We start from the raw sequence: 20,606 nt of genomic DNA on the forward strand, positions 1-20,606 counted from the left end.
GCTTATAATGGACTAAAAGAAACGACCCGAAATTGAATCATCGTCGGGGTTTGAATTTGTTCTAAAACGACACTAAAAAAGTCGTCTTCCCCATTGTTTTTAGGTATTGCTAACCTCGGGATGTGTAATAACTGCGTATTATTAATATAGTGAGTATCACTATCCTGCATATCCGCTCTTAAATGTGACTCGGTCAGAGTTAAAACAAAGTCACTCTCTTGCTGAGCCGAATGAAACGTGACACTAAACACACCTGAGTCGGCAACCGCGATTTCATTTAACTGCACACTGTTACTCTCTGGATAAAATACTGCAGGGTAATACTGAACCGGCGTATTCTGAAACACAAAAACGGCATTTTTAGAGGCTGCCAGCATATACTCCTGACCAAGCGCAACACTCAAACCAAACTGGTCATGTGACTTTATTTCGGCATTAGCCTGAAGGTAAGGAACCTGCCAGGTGTTATTGTTATCCTGAGTATACACATATGCCATCCCACTATTAAAGCCATTGGCATGAATCTTATTCGCACCCACCAAAATATGTTTATCCAGCATCGCAAAGCTATTACCAAAATTAGCCCCTACATTATGCACTTGTGGAAACAAGGCAGTATCTTCATGCCAGGCTCCACGCTCTTTTATATATATATAAACTGCACCTCCGCGTAAATCATCAAAAACATCTTTATGTTTAACACTGGCTGCAATTGTATTACCTTCAACCGCTATCACCTCACCCAGATTATCACCGGACTCACGATTTGAAGCACCAATTCGTGCTGTTGGCTGCCAAAAACCCGCTTTGTTTTCATAGACAAAAATAGCACCACTTTCAATTCCGGGGTCAACGGTATCGCCTTTACTAATTGCAAAGCGAGCCTGGCGCTGGCGACTTGTTTTGGGTCTGCGTTTTGATTCAGGTACAACGACATCATTCGCATCGGTCAGTGGCGCACCAATAATCAATGTTTCCTTATCTAGTGCAATTGCAGCACCAAATCTTAAAGCTTGCGGGTCATCAGGCTCAATACTTTCCATAAAACGCCATTGTTTTGATTCTGCATCACGGGAATAAATATATACCTTACCCTGACCATGTCGCGCTGCACCTATATAAAGAAAATCATCATAAAAGGCAATCGCATCACCAAAACCACTTTCTGCAGCCATATCGGGCGCCTTTATTTTAGCTAATTGCCGCCATGGCTGGATTGCTGTTATCGGATTACGCTCAAAAACATACACAGCACCACTATCAACACCACCTTCATCATCCTTGCTGGCGCTAACAAATAAACTATCATTAACTAAAACAATATGTTGCCCAAAACCATCCGTACTGGGCTGACTGTTTAGTTCGGTAGTCAGACGCCAACTTTCCCCAGCCGCATAAATATAGACTGAACCAGAGGCACTACTCGTATCAGGAAAAGCTGCTACAGCTGCTGTCGCCCCAGAAACAGCCAGTGCAGTTCCTAGTTTTTTATCGGCCAGCGTGGCTGGGGTAGATAATTGAACTTCATGCTGAAAAGGTAATTGCAAATTAACTGCGTGAGCAGCATATATATTAAATAGACTAAGCGATAATAAGCTTATCAAGCGGCGTAACATCATAAGGACTGGAATAATACTGAATTGGAAATAAAAAATAGACAGGGGTTATAGCTAAATAATATGTAACCTAAATCCTGCAAGCCCATATTTTGACTCTCATTAACCTGTCTAGCTAAGTGGTTATTAGGTTTTTACTGCCGCTTTGCCAGCCCTCTTTGTCCAACCGATCAAAATATCCAGATTTAAATCATAAATAGAGGAAATTTTTTGTATCGTATGGATATCCCCCGAGCCCAAGGCAATAAACACCCTGCCAACGTGCCATGACCTTTTAATCAAAGTGACTTAACTTCGGTTAATGTTAAGCGAGTAACCCCACCTTAACCCAATCATCCCATTCCTGTGGATAGAGCGGATCTGCAGGTGTTCTGACTCTCAGCTGATTATTGCCTGTGAGTAATTTTCCAGCCACCCGAATCAGATAAGTACGAAGTGTATCCGGCTCCCATTGGCACAACGTTTTGTTGCCACTCAATTGAGCCATCCAGCGCACGGTATTGTAGGCAAGAACGGCGCAATGAAATAATGCGGCATTAGCCAGAAATTGATTCGTTCTGATTTTACCTAAACCCATTTGTGATTTTGCTTCTTCAATCCATGTTTCGCACGTCGCTCGTTCACCATACTTCTTATGTGTTTGCCAAGGCGATAGAGGTTCAGTTGTTACATAACAAAAATAGTCATATTCTGCCGTATCCCAAAGCTCGGACTGAGGTCCTGTCACTTGTTTAGGTTGCTTTATCCTGACCGCGACAAACTGACGAGAGCGAGACCAGCCACCACAACGATATTGAAACTCGCTCTGCTCCCAACCGGGTCGGCCTTGTATGGCTGTCCAGGCCTGTTTGGCCAGCAATGCGTTCAAATTCTTAAGTTTAACCTTTATTAGATACCCATGCCCTCTGGTATCGAGAAATTCAAGCAAATCACCGACAAAATAACCACTGTCACCGCGAAAAATAATGCGCATCCGATTGGGCAAGTGTGCAAGTAACTGTTTGGTAAATTCTACAACACCATTGCTTGTAAAGGCATTGCCTGTCCGGAACCAGGCTTGTAAAATTTCTTTTGTTTCCGCTAGAAAAGCGAGTTGTGGATGGTATGAACGGGCACCTTTCTTTTTGGGGTTGAAGCCTTTGGCACTTCCTTCTTGTCGACCACAAACGGTGTCCACAGTTGAATCGACATCGACCCACTGGACGGATTGTATGCCAGTTTTCGATTTTCCGGAACGAAGCAATCGCCGCCAGTGTTGACCACGCAAAGTATGCGTGAGCGTTTCAAACTGGCTTATCTGCCTATCACTTACTTCTTTAAAGATCCGTAAAATTGTGGTTTCAACAGGAATCTTTATCCAGCCAGCTACTTTGCGCAGTACGCTATCTGCCCATACGGTCGTCACCTTTGCCATTGATGTTGCTCCCCCCATCATGCCAACCAACGTCAATAGAACCACATCAGATAAGTGATGGTCTGCATTTTCACCCCGCCGATGTGGAACGCTTTGTTTTACGGTTTTTTCAAAACCTATCCTGTCTAAATATTTCACGACGGGAATCAGTCCCGCCTGGCTTGTCAATCCATGTGCTGTAGATGTCATTTTTACCGTTCGGGTACGGTTTCTTACGTGAGATGAGGATTTTGATACTTTAGAGGGCTTCATTAAAACAATGAGATAGTGAAATCAGGAAAATGATATTATATCATTGTTTAATAAGGAGTTTTGTGGATTATTATGTATAATGCTTGCAGGATTTAGGTGTAACTACTCAGACAAGCTGAGTCGTTACAGCAAAATAAACAAGGATGGGCAAAGGGCTTCATCCGTGCCCATCAACGAAAACATGATGGGCACGTCGTACCTCCTTTGCCCATCCTACAAAAACGCTTGATCCATCAGGGTGTTTTTTATCAAATACCTGCTTCTCTGGTGCCTGGCTGGAAATATACAATCTAATTTCGTAACTATCAGATACGCTGAGTCGTTACAATAATATAAGACTTAGATCTCTCAAAGATAAATATGACCGTCTATACCTGCCAAACAAGACGATAAAAGCCATTTTAGGCCAGCAAGAAAACCTTGACCACGCCTTCTTCTGCTTGCACTGACAAATCCCAGGCAAAAACTATACTTCGCGCGGTCACCGATGCGATTGTATGGTGAGCTGATTTTTGTTGATAGCAAAGCCTGCCCCGTACTTGATACGGGGACGCTGAAGCTTGCGCATAGCTACGTAACGATTTCAGCAACGTAGCTAGCGGCAAAAACTCAGCCGCTAGAAATCTGCACCCGTGACCGCGCGAAATATAAATAAGCAGTAATTATGCCGCATCCCATATCTCTGTATTTAGCCTAGAAAAATCAGTTGCTCACGGCTTCTAGCACAAGATCTTGATTCCACCGCACTTCCAGAAAATGTCCGCTTAACCTATGGGTGAAGCTAAGATTTTTGAAAGTGTTATATTAATTCAATATCTCGCATTTTAAATTCGCGCTTAACTGATTTTTCTAGGTTTAAGAGGGTTTAGTTCAAGTCATCGAGTTAAAAATAATTAAACTATGTTAATTAATCTTATTTTACACGTGATATAAACCCCTACTTGATATAAAACCCAATTATTTAACCCACCCGTTTTTTCCAGCACCCTAGGCTTTTATAAAAAAGATTTTCCGAAATTACTCCACAACTAACATTGACTCCCTAAGTGATCGTGAATTTTCACAAATTTATGCAGAAATTATCTTATAAACATATATTGACATGCATAACATACTGAATTAAAAGTACTTTATGACATTGTATAAAATTCATACAATTTAACACAACTGTAACAATCCTAGGTGTTAGAGTTACTTTTAAACCCGTCATCCACAGACTTATCCACAAATAATGTGTACAACTATTTTTCTTTAATCTTGTTAAGCATTTAGCTAAATATTCAAGAAAAAACCTTTACAAAAAACATTCCAAACGTTTCCTTTTATTTCAGTATTACTTTGTTAATACAAGAAGGTTTATTGTCGAAACAATCCACTTTTCTTAGACCTATAAGGCAAGCCAGTTTAGGAACGATAAATCATCGGTGCTATAATCCTAGAAAAAACAGTTGCTCACGTTTTCTAGCACAAGCTCTTGATTCCACCGCGTTTGCAAAAAATGTCCGCTTAACCTATGGGTGAAGCTAAAATTTTTTGAAAGTGTTATATTAAATCAATATCTTGCACTATAAATTCGCGCTCAACTGATTTTTCTAGGATAATGCCCCGCTATTTCAGTTAAACCACCTAAATTATGACTACCGCTAATAAGGACAAACTTTCCAGTGCTCGCTTTTCTGAAGCAACCGATGCTTTTGTAGAAGTTTTTACTGCCTCAGTTGATTTTGACCAGCGCATGGCGCAACAAGATATCCAAGGTTCCATTGCGCATGCAAGCATGCTTTGCAAAATTGGAATTTTAACTGAAACCGAACGCGATAGTATCTTTCAAGGCTTGCAACAAATTAGCGAAGAAATCGAACGCGGAGAATTTCAGTGGTCGGTTAAACAAGAAGATGTGCATATGAATATCGAAGCACGTTTAACTGATTTAATTGGCATGGCTGGCAAAAAATTACATACCGGCCGCTCGCGCAATGACCAGGTCGCTACTGATATTCGGTTGTACATGCGCACTGAAATCAATGCAATTATTAGTGTCATTGAGCGCTTACAAAATGCATTACTGGATCTGGCAGAGCGTGAAGCAGACACCATTATGCCTGGATTCACCCATTTACAAGTGGCTCAGCCAATAACTTTTGGGCATCATCTAATGGCCTGGTTTGAAATGCTGGTGCGCGATAAAGAGCGTCTGCAAGACTGCTTGAAGCGCGTCAACATCATGCCCTTGGGTGCTGCCGCCTTAGCAGGAACCAGCTACCCAATTGATCGAGAGATGACAGCTGAGTTATTAGGCTTTTCTCGCCCTTCTGCCAACTCTCTCGACTCTGTTAGTGATCGAGATTTTGCCATCGAATTTACGGCAGCGGGTAGTATTATTATGATGCATTTATCACGTTTTTCGGAAGAACTGGTGCTCTGGGCTAGTGCGCAATTTTCTTTCATCGAATTACCTGATGCTTTTTGTACTGGCTCATCCATCATGCCGCAGAAGAAAAACCCCGATGTACCTGAGCTCGTGCGAGGTAAATCCGGACGTGTTACAGGCCATCTAGTCTCCTTATTAATGTTGATGAAAAGTCAGCCACTAGCCTACAATAAAGACAATCAGGAAGATAAAGAGCCCTTATTCGATACCGCCGATACACTTAATAATTGCTTACGAGCTTTTGCAGATATGGTGCCGCATATCGAAGCAAAACGTGACAATATGTTTAATGCCGCAAAAAAAGGCTTTGCTACTGCCACAGATCTTGCTGATTATCTGGTACGTAAAGGCATGGCATTCCGCGATGCACATGAAGTCGTCGGCCTGGCCGTGCGCCTAGGGCTTGAATCTGAGCGTGACTTATCCGAGTTGCCCCTGATAGAACTACAGGAATTTTCAGAGATGATCACTGAGGATGTGTTTGATGTATTATCGCTGCAAGGTTCAGTCTCCGCCCGCAAGCATATAGGAGGCACTGCGCCTGATACTGTACGTGCAGCCATCCAGTCTGCAAGAACAACATTATCATAGAGTATTAACTCAGAAGTAAAAACGCTTTAGCTTTTTTCTAAGACGGCACAAGTTAAAGCGATTACTTTTTAGATTAGAACGACACCCCCTGATGATGCTGAAAAAACAGCATAGTCAACTTGAAAAACCTTATTACCCCCCCAAATTAGAATTAACTAATTAACAAAGTGCAAGGGGTAATCAAATGAATCCAGAAAAACTCACCAGTAAGTTCAAAAGCGCACTCAATGATGCGCAGAGCCTGGCATTGGCTAAAAATCACCAATTCATAGAAGGCGTACACCTGCTATTAGCCATGCTGGAACAACAAGGCGGAAGTATTAAGCCGCTCTTAAATCAAGCCGGAATTAACACTCAGGCTTTAACTCAATCACTCACTAAAGAGCTCGACACCATGCCTTCTGTTTCAGGCGTGGGCGGCGATGTTCAAGTTTCCAGTGATCTAAATAAATTATTAAACCTGACCGAACAGCTGGCAATTAAGCGTGATGATAGCTTTGTTGCCAGTGAAATATTCCTGCTGGCTACGTGTACAAGCAAGGGTCAATTGGGGAAGCTATTAAAACAGGCGAATGTAACTGAACAGTTAATAGAGCAAGCCATCCAGCATGTTCGCGGCGGTGAAAATGTGCACGATGAAAATGCCGAAGATCAGCGCAATGCACTAAAGAAATATACCTTAGACCTGAATGAGCGCGCAGAGCAAGGCAAGCTAGATCCAGTGATAGGCCGCGATGATGAAATTCGTCGAACTATTCAGGTATTACAACGTAGAACCAAAAATAACCCGGTGCTCATTGGTGAGCCTGGCGTAGGTAAAACAGCGATCGTGGAAGGCTTGGCGCAACGTATTGTCAATGGCGAAGTGCCTGATGGGATCAAAGGCAAACGCGTGCTTTCACTGGATATGGCGGCGTTAATTGCAGGCGCTAAATTTAGAGGCGAATTTGAGGAGCGCTTAAAAGCGGTGCTGAACGACTTAGCCAAACAGGAAGGTCAAGTTATTCTGTTTATAGATGAATTACATACCATGGTCGGCGCGGGTAAGGCCGAGGGTGCGATGGATGCAGGGAATATGCTTAAGCCTGCGCTAGCGCGTGGTGAATTACACTGCGTTGGAGCAACGACGCTGGATGAATACCGGAAATATATTGAAAAAGATGCGGCCTTAGAGCGGCGCTTTCAGAAAGTGCTGGTGGATCAGCCTTCTGTTGAAGATACTATCGCCATTCTTAGAGGTTTAAAAGAAAAATACGAAGTGCATCATGGGGTTGAAATTACTGACCCTGCTATTATTGCTGCCGCACAATTATCGCATCGCTATATTGCTGATCGGCAATTGCCCGATAAAGCCATCGACTTGATCGATGAATCGGCTAGCCGTATTCGCATGGAAATTGACTCTAAGCCAGAAGTCATGGATAAACTGGACCGTCGCTTGATTCAATTAGAAATGGAAGCAGTGGCGATAAAAGATGATACCGATGATGCCTCTAAAAAACGCCTGGCTATTCTGCAAAACCAGATTCATGAATTGAAAAAAGAAGCAGCCGATTTAGATGAAACCTGGAAAGCGGAAAAAGCATCAGTTCAGGGCTCGGCAAATGTTAAAGAACAACTGGAGCAAGCCAAATATGAGTTTGATAGTGCAAAACGTAGCAATGATTTAACACGTATGTCTGAGTTAAAATACAGCACTATTCCAGACCTTGAACGCCAACTTGATTTAGCGTCAAAAGCAGAAACAGAAACACAGGAAATGACCTTGTTTCGTACCAAAGTGACAGAGGAAGAGATCGCCGAAGTAGTGTCAAAATGGACCGGTATTCCGGTCTCTAAAATGCTCGATGGTGAACGTGAAAAACTGTTAAACATGGAACAGCACTTGGCAAGCCGTGTTATCGGTCAGAGCGAAGCACTAAAAGCTGTGAGTGATGCTGTGCGCCGTTCACGCGCTGGATTATCCGATCCGAATCGCCCCAATGGTTCCTTCTTGTTTCTAGGACCCACCGGGGTCGGTAAAACAGAATTATGCAAAGCTCTAGCTGATTTCTTATTTGATACCGAAGAAGCCATGATTCGTATTGATATGTCTGAATTTATGGAAAAACATTCAGTGGCTCGTTTAGTCGGTGCACCTCCTGGCTATGTCGGTTATGAAGAAGGTGGTTATTTAACCGAAGCGGTACGCCGTCGTCCTTATTCAGTCATTTTACTCGATGAAGTAGAAAAGGCTCATGCGGATGTGTTTAATATTCTCTTACAGGTACTTGATGATGGCCGTTTAACGGATGGTCAAGGTCGTACTGTTGATTTCTGCAATACGGTGATTGTAATGACCTCTAATCTGGGTTCTGACATCATTCAGCAACTGACTGGAGAAGAAAATTACGCAACCATGAAACAAGCCGTTATGGAAGTTGTCGGAGGGCATTTCAGACCTGAGTTTATCAATCGAATTGATGAAACGGTCGTCTTCCATCCTTTAGGCCAGGATCATATTCGCTCTATTGCAAAAATTCAGATTGAATCCTTGCGCTCGCGCTTGCTGGAAAGAGATATACAGCTCAGCATTTCAGATGCAGCACTGGATAAGATCGGAGCTGCCGGGTTTGACCCCGTTTATGGCGCAAGACCACTTAAGCGAGCTATTCAACAGGAACTAGAAAATCCGCTTGCACAAGATATTTTAGCGGGTAAATTTGCAGCGGGAGATACTGTAAATATTAATCTACAAGGCGATGACCTAAGGTTTGTGAAAAATTAAAGCATCAACCTAGAAAATCAGTTGCTCACGGTTTCTAGCACAAGCTCTTGATTCCACCGCACTTCCAAAAAATGCCCTCTTAACCTATGGGTGAAGCTAAATTTTTTGAAAGTATTATATGAATTCAATATCTTGCACTATAAATTCGCGCTCAACTGATTTTTCTAAGATCAAGCGAAAACCTTCCAATTCAATAAATGTAAATTGGGTTATCAAGCATAACGTATACTTCGCGCGGTCACGGATGCGAAGTATAATTAGGGTAATCCAATTTTTTTAGCATACACATTTGCAATTTAAATATTATGTTTCAAATGCAGCTTAATTATTAAGAAAATCTAAAATTATCCGGGTCAAAGCATCAGCTTGGGGTGTTTTAAAAATATGTTGCGCATGAGCGCTGCCAGGAATTAATTTGAATAATTTTGGCTTCGGTGCTTTGCTATAAACAGATTTGAGTGCCGTGGCCAGATATTCGTCTTCACTGGCAATAAAAAGTATATCTCCTGTTAGCTCTTCTGGCTTATAGACACGCGCAGGCGACAATAAAACCAGCTTGGTTATATCCTCTGGATCAGAAAAAACCGCTGCTTTAGTCGCTGCGCTTCCTCCCATGCTAGCACCTAATACGGACACCTTACTGATACCCGGCTGCTGCTTTAAAAACTCAATCCCTGCTAATACATCTTGATAATAGTCATTCGGCCGTTCGCCTTTAGTAGACTTCCCATAACCTCTAAAATCGATGGCCAGGACAGTATAGTTATTCTCAAGTAAATGTTTTTCAAGTACGCCCCAGCTTTCTTTATTAAAGATAGCTCCATGCGCTAATAAAATTGCATGAGGACCCCGCTTTTGCAACTTTGCGAAAATTATCGCATTATCATTTGTGTTAAACTGGATTTCATTAGCAGATAAATTAACACTGAATAAAACTAAACTAACCATTAATACTACGCTTTTCATCTTAGCTTCCTTATACTTCGCGTGGCCACGACTACGACTGCGGATTTCTAACGGCTGGTTTTTGCCGATAGCTACATTACTGAAATCGTTGCGTAGCCTGCTATGTGCAGGTTTTAGCGTCCCCGCATCAAGTACGGGGCAGGCTTTGCTATCAACAAAAATCTGCTCATTATATTCTCCGCATCCGTAACCGCGCGAAGTATAATTAGATCTCACAAATCTATAGGCTTAAATCTAGCACGAATCATTCAATAAAAATCATGCTACGATATATCAGTATTAATGAACATAACATAACGAAGTAAGCTCTGTACAGACCATGACCAATATTGCCAATCAATATTTAGCCATCCACCAAACGGCAAATTCCCTACTGAAGCGCAAAGTCAATGATCTACAGGTTTTCCCTGCTTTAGCCATTAAACTTTTGTGTTTAACCAGCCCCTGCCAGGGGCATAATAAAGCTCTCTGTAAATTAATAGAGACTGAGCCTACTCTTACCTCTCAAGTACTTGATGCCGTTAATTCACTCGCGTTTTCAGAGTTTAAAGTACAATCGATTAAGCATGCTATTAATACTATAGGCGGCTCAAAGGTTAAGCAATTTGCCCTAAGTCAATTACTCTTTAATAAACTGATCTACAAAAAAGCTAACTTTGAGTTCGACCAACTCTTTTTTTGGCAACACTGCTTATACGTTGCAACTCTGGCTCGTGAAATTGCAGTAAGTTTAGACCACAATGACCCTGACCTACTATTCAGTGCGGGATTACTTCATGATATAGGAAAAATCATTCTGGAGACTCATGCCAAACATAGTTATAGCGACTTTATTCGACATTCTAAGAATGACAAAACTTCATTTTACCAACAAGAACGAAATTTTTTCGGGTTAACTCATGCCGAAATTGGATATATTTTCTGTCAACAATCTCATATTCCCAGAGAAATTACAGCAAGTGTTTATTATCACCACCACATGCCAGACGATAGCTGCCAATTAAGCGATTGTAAAAAAGAAATTGCGATTATCAGCCTGGCTGACTATATTGCTAGCTCTCAAGGAATAGGCTCAACATTTCACAATACTCCTAACCTGCACTCTGACGTGTTACAGCAGATCGATTGCGCAACAATAGATATGCACAAATTATTGACTTCTGTTGATCAAGAAATGCAGAATACCTGCGCAATTTTCGATCTAACATTTCCCGACCCCGACAAGTTACGGACATCATTAGTTAAATCGTCAATTTTATCTAGCCAGAATAGAGAATATAAAAATCATGCCTTTACGGGAAATAGCTTAACTATCCCACACAAGAGCCTGAACCCTGATGAGATAATTCCGGCTACACTAGACTCTATTCAGCAAGATTTTCATTTCGATCGTTTAATCATGCTCAATATCAACCCGAAACAACGCAACCTGGAAGTAAGCTATTGTTGGCCGCAGTCTTTAAAAGAAAGCTCATTGCAGCACTTCAATATCCAGATAGATTTATTACCTGACACGCTTTTAAATAACTTACGCGAGCGTAAAGCAGCGATTATTAATAACAATCATCAGGAAAATAAAGTTCTGTTAGAGCCTTTTCAGGTTTTTGAATTTCTGCTGTTGCCCGTTGTCAGCAATAACCGTCTGACGGCCTTACTTTATGCAGATAACGATAAAAATCATTTACCCATAGATGATTCATGCATTGCATATATTACACCGATTATTCATGAACTAGGTATAGCTCTTGCTAATGCGCAAAACTTTATTCAGGAAAAAAACAGAGCAGAACTTGATTCGCTAACCGGTTTATCAAATAGCCGTATGCTAACCGAGTTTTTAAACCATTCTTTTCAATTAAGTCAACAACAATTAAGCCAGATTGCAGTGGGCTTTATCGACATTGATTTTTTCAAAAAATGTAATGACACCTGCGGCCATCAAGTTGGCGATGAAGCACTAATCATGGTTGCTCAAATAATGCGCTCCCTAAACCGACCCGGTGATTTCATAGGTCGTTTTGGTGGTGATGAATTTGTATTTGCACTACAAGACACCGATAAACAAGGCGTATACAGCTATGCTGAGCGGATCAGGCTGGAAGTAGAACAACAGGGAAAGATTCTGAGTAGGCAGTTTCTTGGCCATGAAATCACCATCAGCATCGGTGTCAGCCTATACCATCAAGATTTTAATAACTATGAAAAATTTCTTAGCGCCGCCGATTCAGCCATGTATCAGGCTAAACACAAAGGCCGAAATTGCGTCGTAGTCATATAGAAATAGCCGCTTAAACCGCTTTGTTACCTATAGAGCCTTAGCAGGATAACATACTTCGAGTAGCCACAACTGCGGATTTCTAACGGATAAGTTTTTGCCAATTGCTGCGCCTGCTATGCGCCTATTTTGGTGTATTACTCTCGACAAAAATCAGCTCACTATACAACCCTCCGTGGACGCTCGAAATGTCGCTTACAAATTATTTTCATTCACCCTACTACCTACCAAAATAATAATCAGGATAAAACTCATGCTGGACTTTTTAATTAAATATCGTGGGATATTTGTAGTCATTTTCGTTCTCCCTGCTTCGATGATTTTTAAAGCTTATATGAGTACCCGTAATCGACTGGTTTTCTGGATAAATAGCGCGCCGGAAAAACATGCTGAAAAAGTAAGTAGAGTTCAGCAACAAGTTAAAGACTGGCAGCAAAAAACTGGAGGCAATTTCCCCATGTGTACTGCCCGACCTGGCTGGCAGGCGATGTCGCTAAAACAAGGAAATTATAAAAAAACGCATTATCAGGTAGATGTGAGCTTGATGGATATCCTCAAGATCAATAAAGAGAAAGGCACAGTGCGTGTAGAACCTATGGCAAATATGGGGCAAATCTCCGCCATGTTAAAACCTTTAGGCTGGTCTTTAGCTGTAGTGCCTGAGTTAGATGCATTAACTGTGGGCGGCTTGATTAATGGCTTTGGCATTGAAGCCAGCTCACATAAGTACGGCCTGTTCCAGCATATCTGTGAGAGTCTGGAAATTGTCACTGCCGATGGCGAATTGCTGAAATGCTCGAAAGATGAAAATAGTGAACTCTTTTATGCTATTCCCTGGTCTTATGGTTCGCTGGGATTTGTAGTCTGCGCAGAAATTAACATTGTACCGTGTCAGGATTTTGTCCATCTCACCTATCTTCCTTATACCAACAAGCAAGCACTGGTAGACCGGTTTACCGAAGAATCCTTAAAGCCTTTTGATGAAGCTTATGAGTTTATTGAGGGTTTAATGTACTCTGAGCAGGAAGGCGTGTTAATGCTGGGTAATTTTGCCGATAAAGTACCTGCAGGAAAAACCAGAAATGCACTAAATAACTTTTGGAAACCCTGGTTTTATGAGCATGTACGTAGTATCTTGCAGCAAGATAAAGAACAGGAAGAATATATACCTTTACGGCATTTTTACCACCGTCATACGCGTTCATTTTTTTGGGAAATGGAGCAAATCGTGCCCTTTGGAAATAGTGTCTGGTTTCGTTATTTACTAGGCTGGATGTCACCGCCGGAGATTTCATTAATTAAACTAACTGAAACAGAAGCAATCCATGAATTATATGATACCCACCATATGGATCAGGACTTCTTATTACCGATCAGTACGCTGGATAAATCGCTGGCGTATTTTCATCAGCAAGTGGATTTTTATCCTTTATGGTTATGCCCAATGCGCGTTTTTGATACGCCGATACGCGGCCTGGTTAATCCATTAGCCAATGAGCAAATGTTTGTTGATGTCGGGATTTATGGCGAACCTAAAATTGCCAACTACAATGCTAAAGAAACGATGCGCAAGCTAGAAGCCTTTATGCGTGAAATCGGTGGTTTCCAGGCTTTATATGCAGATACTTAGGGAGATGGAAAGAAATAATCATCCAAACGAAGTAAGCTTGTGTCTCAATAATTTATAATAATGAATTCTGAATTTATTCTCACACTAGGCAGATAAGCTTGTTGATATTAACAGATAGCATTATAGGTTGGATTATAAATACAGCCCATCGTTTAAAAGGCTCGGTACGTCGTATATTCATGGCTGAAACGGTGGAGCTACTAGGCTCAGGTGGTGCAAGTATTGCTGAAGAAAAACTAGGATGGAATAGAGGCACTATCCGAAAAGGACAATATGAACTTGAAACTCAGCCCATAGAAGATAATTTTTCAGCGAGAGGGCGTAATAAAAGTGAAGAGCATTTTCCTCATCTACTTGATGACATAAAAAAAATTGCTGAACCGGAGTGTCAAACGGATCCCTCTTTTAATTCCTGTCGATTATATACCCGGCTAACGGCTAAAGAAGTTAGAAAACGTTTACTGGAGATTGATTATTACGATGAAAAAACATTACCTTGCTCAAAAACTATCAATACAAAATTAAATGACCTGAGTTACCATCCAAAAAAGGTACAAAAAACAAAGCCTCATAAGAAAATCAAGGAAACGGATGCAATTTTTGAACAAGTTCATTCAGTCAATGGAATGGCAGATATCAACCCAAAAGAGATTCGTATATCAATTGATGCCAAAGCAAGAATGAATATAGGAAATTTTTCACGGGGAGGACGAAATCGGGTTTTAACAAAAGCAGAGGATCATGATTTAGATGTTAAGGAAAAGTTAACTCCTTTTGGTTTTTATCTGCCTGAACATGATGATTTTTTCCTTTTCTTTACAGCAGGCTATGCCAGCAGTGATTTCATCGTTGACCGATTGGAAGAAATTTGGCCAGAAATTCAAGAAAAATATGGAGTAGATATTCTGACAATTAACGCTGACAATGGTATGGAGAACAGTAGCTCCAGAACTCAGTTTATAAAAAGGCTTGTGGAGTTTGCTGAAAAAAGCAACATAAAGATAAAACTGGCCTACTACCCTCCTTATCATAGTAAATATAACCCAATTGAACGAGTATGGGGAGCCTATGAAAATCATATTAGTGGCGACATAATGGATACAGTTGAAACAACTTTAAAATTTGCCAAAAGTATGACCTACAATGGCAAAGCACCTATTGTTAAATTAACAGAAAAAATATATGAAACAGGAGTAAAGGTAGGTAAAAAAGCAATGAAGACGTATTATCAGTTTGTTGACCGAATGCCATCGTTGGAGAAATGGTTTTTGACCATTTCTCCTGGTTGTTCTGGATGATTATTTCTTTCCATCTCCCTTATCAAACACGCGAAGAATTACGTGAAATGTTTGATCATACCTTGCTGGATAAATTACGCGAGCAGACAGGTGCATTAAAAGCTTTTCCGGAACCTTTTGATAAGGTATCAAGAGCAGCTAGAACTTGATTATATCTGGGGAGTAGGCTTTAGCCTACATATACCTAGAAAAATAACATGATGTTACAGTCACGGCACAGGAGTAAAAAACATGTCTTTTACGCCAAATCGTCATTATTATCACCATGTCCAAAGCTATTAAACTTGTGTAACAATATAAACCTCGTGTAGACTTAAGTCTACTCCCCTAGTGTTACAATAAATACGCTAAAACAGCCTGCAGGTCTGCGTCTTCTACAAAGACATCTGCTTGCTCCCGCACATTATCACGTGCAACAACACCACCATACCCGATGCAATAAGCGCCTGCTTTTTTTGCTTCCATATCGGTATTGCCATCTCCTACTATGGCCATCTTTAAACCCGCCTGATTTAGTTGAGTACAGATCTCGGCTTTACCGCCATTTCTGGCTAATGGCGATTGCTGATTAAAATCCAGGTAATCGCCATTACTGGCGAATAATACTTCGACAGCATGAACATGGCTAGCATCAATATTTAATTTTTCTGCCAAAGGCAAAATAGCCTGTTTTAATCCACCGCTGATAATATGCACTTGCTTACCCTGTTGGTGTAATTGCTGAAAAACTTGCTCTACACCCTGAACCATCTTTTCTATATATAAATCAGCCAGCCATTCTATAGCCTGGTGATCCGGCTTGATCAGGCTCAGACGTTGCGCATAGACAGATTCCAAAGAAACTTCACCATTCATGGCTGCATTAGTTAAGGCCGCCATTTCCACACCACAGCCTGCACGTTCTGCCAATTCATCAATACCCTCTATCTCACTTAAGGTACTGTCACAATCAAAACAAATAATGTCAAAACTCATCTTTAGCTCATTTTAAAACGGGGTAGAGCGGACTTTAGTCCACTATAATTGACTTAGGAGCGAGGATTAAATAATACCCGAGTCTGACTTGTCTTTTGACTCCACAGTCGCACTAGAAAAACAGTTGCGTAGCCTGCTATGCGTCTGTTTTCCTAGCACGCCTGTGATGCCAAAATCCTGCGTCATACTTTCGGGTATTATTAAATCCTCGCTCCTTAGAGTTTAGAGTAGCGGACTAAAGTCCGCTCTACAATCTCCTACATTTCTATCTGTATTGCCGATTCAACGGCTCCTACCTCACAAAGTTCCTGTAACAAGGCATCTTCTATTTTTTCAGAAACACTGATCACCGCCATTGCACGTTCGCCGTCTTCTGCGACACCCACCTGCATGCGTGAAATATTAATATTTGCTTTACCTAATACGGTACTGATTGCCGCAATAACGCCAGGCTTATCTGCGTGCTGGGTAACCAGTAATACACCTTCCGGTATGACTTCTATTTCATACTCATTGATATGCACGATACGCGGATGTTTATCACCAAGCAAAGTACCACATAAGGTAATTTCCTCATCGCCACAACAGGCTTTGATTTCAACTAAAGCCAGGTAGCCAGAGATCTCCTCTGTTTTGGCTTCGGTTAGGCTAATTCCCTGGCGTTTGGCAATATTTTCAGCATTCACACTATTGACTGGTGTCGACACATGACTTTCCAGCAAGCCTACTAAAGTTGCCACTGTAACTGAACGTGCCTGTGCTTCTGTGGCTTTACCAAAAAGCGAGACTTTAATGCGCTCAATAGGTTTGGTTGCCAAGCCTGCCAACACTTTCCCCAGGCTGGTTGCTACCTCCATATAGGGCTCAGATGCTCTTAAATCATCAACAGAAAGGCGTGGTAAATTCAGCGCATTAACCGCCTCACCAGTTTTTAGAAAGGTTACTGCCTGGCGCGCAATTTCAACACTAACGGCTACCTGAGCTTCTTTAGTTGAAGCACCCAGGTGTGGTGTAAAAACGATATTATCCAGCTCCAGCAAGGGTGAATCCTTGGGCGGTTCATTTTCATAAACATCCAGAGCTGCACCTGCAATATCGCCATTTTTTAATGCATCATAAAGTGCTGCTTCATCAATCAATCCGCCACGGGCGCAGTTAATAATCATCGCTGTTTTTTTCATCATGGCCAGTTGTTCCTGGCCTATAACGCCGCGAGTTTTTTCCAGTAAAGGACAGTGCAAGGTTAAATAGTCTGCCTGCTGTACTAATTCCTCCAAAGTGACCATTTCTGCACCACACTCCGCGAAAATATCAGGAGCGACAAAGGGGTCATAGGCAATAACATGCATACCCAGGCCAGCTCCACGGCGAGCAACAATACGCCCAATCGTACCAAAACCAAGAATTGCCAGCGTCTTATGCGAAACTTCCAGGCCAACTAATTTAGAGCGTTCCCATTTGCCTGCGCGTATTGATGCATCTGCTTTTGGCAGGTTACGGCTGAGAGAAAACATATGCGCAATCGCCAATTCGGCTGTCGTTGTTGCATTCGCATCCGGGGTATTCATAACGATAACGCCCTGCTCTGTGGCCGCAGGTATATCAATATTATCTACACCAATCCCTGCCCGGCCGACCAGCTTCAGGTTTTTAGCCGCACTAAGCACCTCATCGGTCACTTTGGTATCACTTCTGATTAATAAGGCATCATAATCAACAATTGTCTCGCACAATTGTTCAGGGCTCATGCCAGTATCTATATGCACTTGTATGCCTTCTTGTTCATTCAAGAAGTTAACCCCTGCATCGGCTAATTTGTCGGAAATAAGAATTTTTTTCATGCTTATTAATTTCTCTAAACTTTTATAAAGTGCTGATTAAACGCTACACCATAACAGTTTTGTTATAATCACAACACTAAAATAATTAAATTTTAGCGCATCAAACTGACTCCCTGGAAAAGAAAATAATCAGTGGCATAAGCTATGCTTGATACTGTTCGCTACAGAAGAATTAAACAATCCTCCAAACGACAATTTTTTATACCTACTAGACCCTTATTTTTCAAAAAAACTTATACCCCATGTCTGAATACAGTAGATCATTTCTTTCTCTAAGTTCCTGGAAGCACCGTCTGGTATTCTGGCTGGGCGCAATATTAATTGGTCTATTAATCACCACCATGACCCTGCTAAGCGAATGGGCTTCTGCGTTCTACCGCTCTGTTTCTCTTGCTTATCCCTGGTTTAATTTTGTTATTGCGCCATTTGGCCTGGCATTTACAGCCTGGATCACTTTCCGTTTTTTCCCCGGTAGCGAAGGCAGTGGTATCCCGCAGGTTAAAACGGCTCTGGAAATTCCACACACACTGGAAGAGCGCACTAAACTGGTGTCTTTACGCATAGCTTTCGGTAAGACATTCCTGCCGATCATGGGCTTATTATCAGGCGCATCGGTGGGTTTCGGAGGGCCTGCAACCCATGTTGGTGCATCTCTGATGGCCGCGATGGGTAAATCGGTTAAATTTTCCTCGCATTACATGGAAAAAGGCTTATTGTTAGCTGGCAGTGCGGCAGGCTTTGCTGCGATGTTCAGCGCGCCGCTGGCAGGCATTATGTTCGCCATAGAAGAAATGGGTAGAACTCTGGAAGAACGCGTCAGTACACTGGTGTTAACCGCCATTATTTTTTCTGGCGTCACTGCCTATTCGATTTTAAATCACACGATTTATTTCACCGATAACACGCTGACCTTACCCTGGGGCAAAGCCTGGCTAGCGATTCCTTTATGCGGTGTTGCAGGAGGGTTACTAGATGCGATATTCAGTAAAATAATCGTTAGCGGACAGCTTTATTTAAGAAAGCTAAACATACCCATTGTTCCCATTGCTTTTGTCTGTGGGATCATTATTGCTTTATTAGGTTATTTATCCAATGGCGAAAGTTTTGGTACCGGTTATCAACTGTCTAAAAATATTCTGCTGAATCAAACAACGATTGATCCGCTATTTCCGCTGTATAAAATGTTAGCCACTTGCGCCACTTTTTTTAGTGGCATACCCAGTGGCATCTTTGTACCGTCTATTGCAACAGGTGCTGGATTTGGTGCTAATCTCGCCATTTGGGTCCCCATTGCCCCCGCCACAGTGATGATTCTATTAACCATTACCGCCTATTTTTCCGGTATGCTGCAATCTCCGTTAACCTCGTTTGTCACGGTACTGGAAATGACCCATAGTCATGAAATCACTATTCCTATCATGGCTGCTGCCTTTATAGCCTCAGGTGTGTCTAAGTTTATTAATAAAGATCCACTGTACAGAGCCTTGTCGAACGCCTATCAAATAAAACACAAAGTCGAACTTATCAGTAATGAACCTGAACAAGAAAAAAAGTAAACGCTGGATTACATTAAGTTCTATTGTGCTTGTTGCAATCGTCTTTTATGCCTGGCAACTAAAAGCGAAAACAGCGCCTGATGTACAATTTAAAACCATAAGCAATAAGACCCTAGAATTAAAACAGCTACAGGGGAAAGTCGTATTAATTACTTTCTGGGCCAGCAATTGCCCCAGTTGCCGCAAAGAAATCCCGGAGTTTAAAAGCCTGTATAAGAACTATCATCAGCAAGGTCTGGAAATTATTGCTATCGCCATGCATTACGACCGCCCGAACCATGTAGTGAACCTTAGCAGGGAATACCAAATCCCATATGATATAGTACTGGATTTACAGATGCATTTAGCTAAAGCCTTTGGCGATATTAGCTTGATACCCACCACCCTGTTAATTAATCCTCAGGGAGAAATCGTATATCAAACCACTGGGGTTTTCGATATAGTCGCTATGAAAAAACGGATTGAGTTATTATTACCGCCTAAACTTTAAGCGGAATACGCTGACTAAAACCAAAACCGCCCCATTCTATAAGGAATATTACTCATGCTCTGGTTAAAAGCGCTACATCTCATTTTTATGGTGACCTGGTTTGCAGGCTTGTTTTATCTCCCTAGGCTATATGTTTATCATGCCATGAGCGAAGATGAAATCAGCAATGAACGCTTTAAAATCATGGAGCGTAAATTATTCTTCGGCATTATGACTCCGGGAATGATTCTCACTTTTGTATTTGGTATCTGGATGCTGGTTGATTATGCCTGGGGAATGTATGCCTCGATGGGCTGGTTACATGCAAAACTAAGTCTATTGACCGCATTGCTCGTATATCATTATTATTGCTATCGCTATTTAGTAGACTTTAAACTCGACCGAAATCAACATAGCCATGTGTTTTATCGCTGGTTTAATGAAGTGCCTGTGCTATTTCTGCTGGCGATTGTAATTTTGGCTGTGGTTAAGCCTTTCTAAGACAGTTAACACGTCTTGTGTCGC

General features: G+C 41.6%; 14 protein-coding genes. 9 read left to right on the top strand and 5 right to left on the bottom strand.

What is annotated here, in order from left to right:
* Positions 1 to 2: 2 nt before the first annotated feature.
* Entirely contained in the window at positions 3 to 1,547 is a 1,545-nt protein-coding gene (locus ACQY3F_RS19310) for a hypothetical protein (RefSeq protein ID WP_428356667.1), read from the bottom strand.
* Positions 1,548 to 1,920: 373 nt separating this feature from the next.
* Entirely contained in the window at positions 1,921 to 3,282 is a 1,362-nt protein-coding gene (locus tag ACQY3F_RS19315; protein ID WP_428352972.1) for an IS1380 family transposase, read from the bottom strand.
* 1,633 nt (positions 3,283 to 4,915) lie between these two features.
* Between ACQY3F_RS19315 and argH the strand changes: the two genes are divergently transcribed.
* On the top strand, positions 4,916 to 6,304 hold the full coding sequence (gene argH / locus ACQY3F_RS19320) for an argininosuccinate lyase (protein WP_428356668.1): 1,389 nt from the start codon (positions 4,916 to 4,918) through the stop codon (positions 6,302 to 6,304).
* Between the two features lie 184 nt (positions 6,305 to 6,488).
* The gene (gene clpB, locus ACQY3F_RS19325; RefSeq protein ID WP_428356670.1) at positions 6,489 to 9,071 is read left to right on the top strand and encodes an ATP-dependent chaperone ClpB; all 2,583 of its coding nucleotides are present in this window, start codon (positions 6,489 to 6,491) and stop codon (positions 9,069 to 9,071) included.
* Positions 9,072 to 9,392: 321 nt separating this feature from the next.
* Here the strand turns inward: clpB and ACQY3F_RS19330 are convergent, their stop codons facing one another.
* Complete coding sequence (locus tag ACQY3F_RS19330) at positions 9,393 to 10,253, bottom strand: alpha/beta hydrolase (protein ID WP_428356671.1); 861 nt, start codon at positions 10,251 to 10,253, stop codon at positions 9,393 to 9,395.
* A gap of 103 nt (positions 10,254 to 10,356) precedes the next feature.
* On the opposite strand from ACQY3F_RS19330, the gene ACQY3F_RS19335 reads away from it, so the two are divergent.
* The 4 genes from ACQY3F_RS19335 to ACQY3F_RS19350 all read left to right on the top strand — a co-directional run bounded on the left by ACQY3F_RS19335 (position 10,357) and on the right by ACQY3F_RS19350 (position 15,389).
* A complete protein-coding gene (locus ACQY3F_RS19335) occupies positions 10,357 to 12,315 on the top strand; it encodes a diguanylate cyclase (protein WP_428356673.1) in 1,959 nt (652 codons plus the stop codon).
* Between the two features lie 331 nt (positions 12,316 to 12,646).
* Positions 12,647 to 13,942, top strand: coding sequence for an FAD-binding protein (locus ACQY3F_RS19340; RefSeq protein WP_428356674.1), 1,296 nt, complete (start codon positions 12,647 to 12,649; stop codon positions 13,940 to 13,942).
* A 101-nt stretch (positions 13,943 to 14,043) separates the two neighbouring features.
* Complete coding sequence (locus ACQY3F_RS19345) at positions 14,044 to 15,240, top strand: ISAzo13 family transposase (protein WP_428352931.1); 1,197 nt, start codon at positions 14,044 to 14,046, stop codon at positions 15,238 to 15,240.
* Positions 15,237 to 15,389, top strand: a complete 153-nt coding sequence (locus tag ACQY3F_RS19350; RefSeq protein ID WP_428356675.1) for a hypothetical protein — start codon at positions 15,237 to 15,239, stop codon at positions 15,387 to 15,389. The genes ACQY3F_RS19345 and ACQY3F_RS19350 overlap by 4 nt, the downstream gene beginning before the upstream one ends.
* Before the next feature lie 184 nt (positions 15,390 to 15,573).
* On the opposite strand, the gene ACQY3F_RS19355 is transcribed toward ACQY3F_RS19350, so the two are convergent.
* Together ACQY3F_RS19355 and serA are read right to left on the bottom strand one after the other, a co-directional pair.
* Positions 15,574 to 16,215 (bottom strand): HAD-IB family phosphatase, encoded by a 642-nt coding sequence (locus ACQY3F_RS19355; protein ID WP_428356677.1) that lies wholly within the window; start codon positions 16,213 to 16,215, stop codon positions 15,574 to 15,576.
* 257 nt (positions 16,216 to 16,472) lie between these two features.
* Positions 16,473 to 18,056, bottom strand: coding sequence for a phosphoglycerate dehydrogenase (gene serA, locus ACQY3F_RS19360; protein ID WP_428356679.1), 1,584 nt, complete (start codon positions 18,054 to 18,056; stop codon positions 16,473 to 16,475).
* Between the two features lie 242 nt (positions 18,057 to 18,298).
* Between serA and ACQY3F_RS19365 the strand changes: the two genes are divergently transcribed.
* The 3 genes from ACQY3F_RS19365 to hemJ are packed head-to-tail and all read left to right on the top strand — an operon-like array spanning position 18,299 to position 20,582.
* Complete coding sequence (locus ACQY3F_RS19365) at positions 18,299 to 19,612, top strand: chloride channel protein (RefSeq protein ID WP_428356680.1); 1,314 nt, start codon at positions 18,299 to 18,301, stop codon at positions 19,610 to 19,612.
* On the top strand, positions 19,587 to 20,102 hold the full coding sequence (locus tag ACQY3F_RS19370) for a TlpA family protein disulfide reductase (protein ID WP_428356682.1): 516 nt from the start codon (positions 19,587 to 19,589) through the stop codon (positions 20,100 to 20,102). Before ACQY3F_RS19365 ends, ACQY3F_RS19370 begins: the two co-directional genes overlap by 26 nt.
* Positions 20,103 to 20,156: 54 nt before the next feature.
* Positions 20,157 to 20,582, top strand: a complete 426-nt coding sequence (hemJ, locus tag ACQY3F_RS19375; protein ID WP_428356683.1) for a protoporphyrinogen oxidase HemJ — start codon at positions 20,157 to 20,159, stop codon at positions 20,580 to 20,582.
* Positions 20,583 to 20,606 lie beyond the last annotated feature (24 nt).

The organism is Methyloprofundus sp. (assembly GCF_965251085.1).
GTDB lineage: Bacteria > Pseudomonadota > Gammaproteobacteria > Methylococcales > Methylomonadaceae > Methyloprofundus.

Bases quoted from the DNA above. Each gene is read 5' to 3' on its own strand.
- ACQY3F_RS19315 (WP_428352972.1), bottom strand. From the start codon at position 3,282: ATGAAGCCCTCTAAAGTATCAAAATCCTCATCTCACGTAAGAAACCGT.
- argH (WP_428356668.1), top strand. From the start codon at position 4,916: ATGACTACCGCTAATAAGGACAAACTTTCCAGTGCTCGCTTTTCTGAA.
- clpB (WP_428356670.1), top strand. From the start codon at position 6,489: ATGAATCCAGAAAAACTCACCAGTAAGTTCAAAAGCGCACTCAATGAT.
- ACQY3F_RS19335 (WP_428356673.1), top strand. From the start codon at position 10,357: ATGACCAATATTGCCAATCAATATTTAGCCATCCACCAAACGGCAAAT.
- ACQY3F_RS19340 (WP_428356674.1), top strand. From the start codon at position 12,647: ATGAGTACCCGTAATCGACTGGTTTTCTGGATAAATAGCGCGCCGGAA.
- ACQY3F_RS19350 (WP_428356675.1), top strand. From the start codon at position 15,237: ATGATTATTTCTTTCCATCTCCCTTATCAAACACGCGAAGAATTACGT.
- ACQY3F_RS19355 (WP_428356677.1), bottom strand. From the start codon at position 16,215: ATGAGTTTTGACATTATTTGTTTTGATTGTGACAGTACCTTAAGTGAG.
- serA (WP_428356679.1), bottom strand. From the start codon at position 18,056: ATGAAAAAAATTCTTATTTCCGACAAATTAGCCGATGCAGGGGTTAAC.
- ACQY3F_RS19365 (WP_428356680.1), top strand. From the start codon at position 18,299: ATGTCTGAATACAGTAGATCATTTCTTTCTCTAAGTTCCTGGAAGCAC.
- ACQY3F_RS19370 (WP_428356682.1), top strand. From the start codon at position 19,587: ATGAACCTGAACAAGAAAAAAAGTAAACGCTGGATTACATTAAGTTCT.
- hemJ (WP_428356683.1), top strand. From the start codon at position 20,157: ATGCTCTGGTTAAAAGCGCTACATCTCATTTTTATGGTGACCTGGTTT.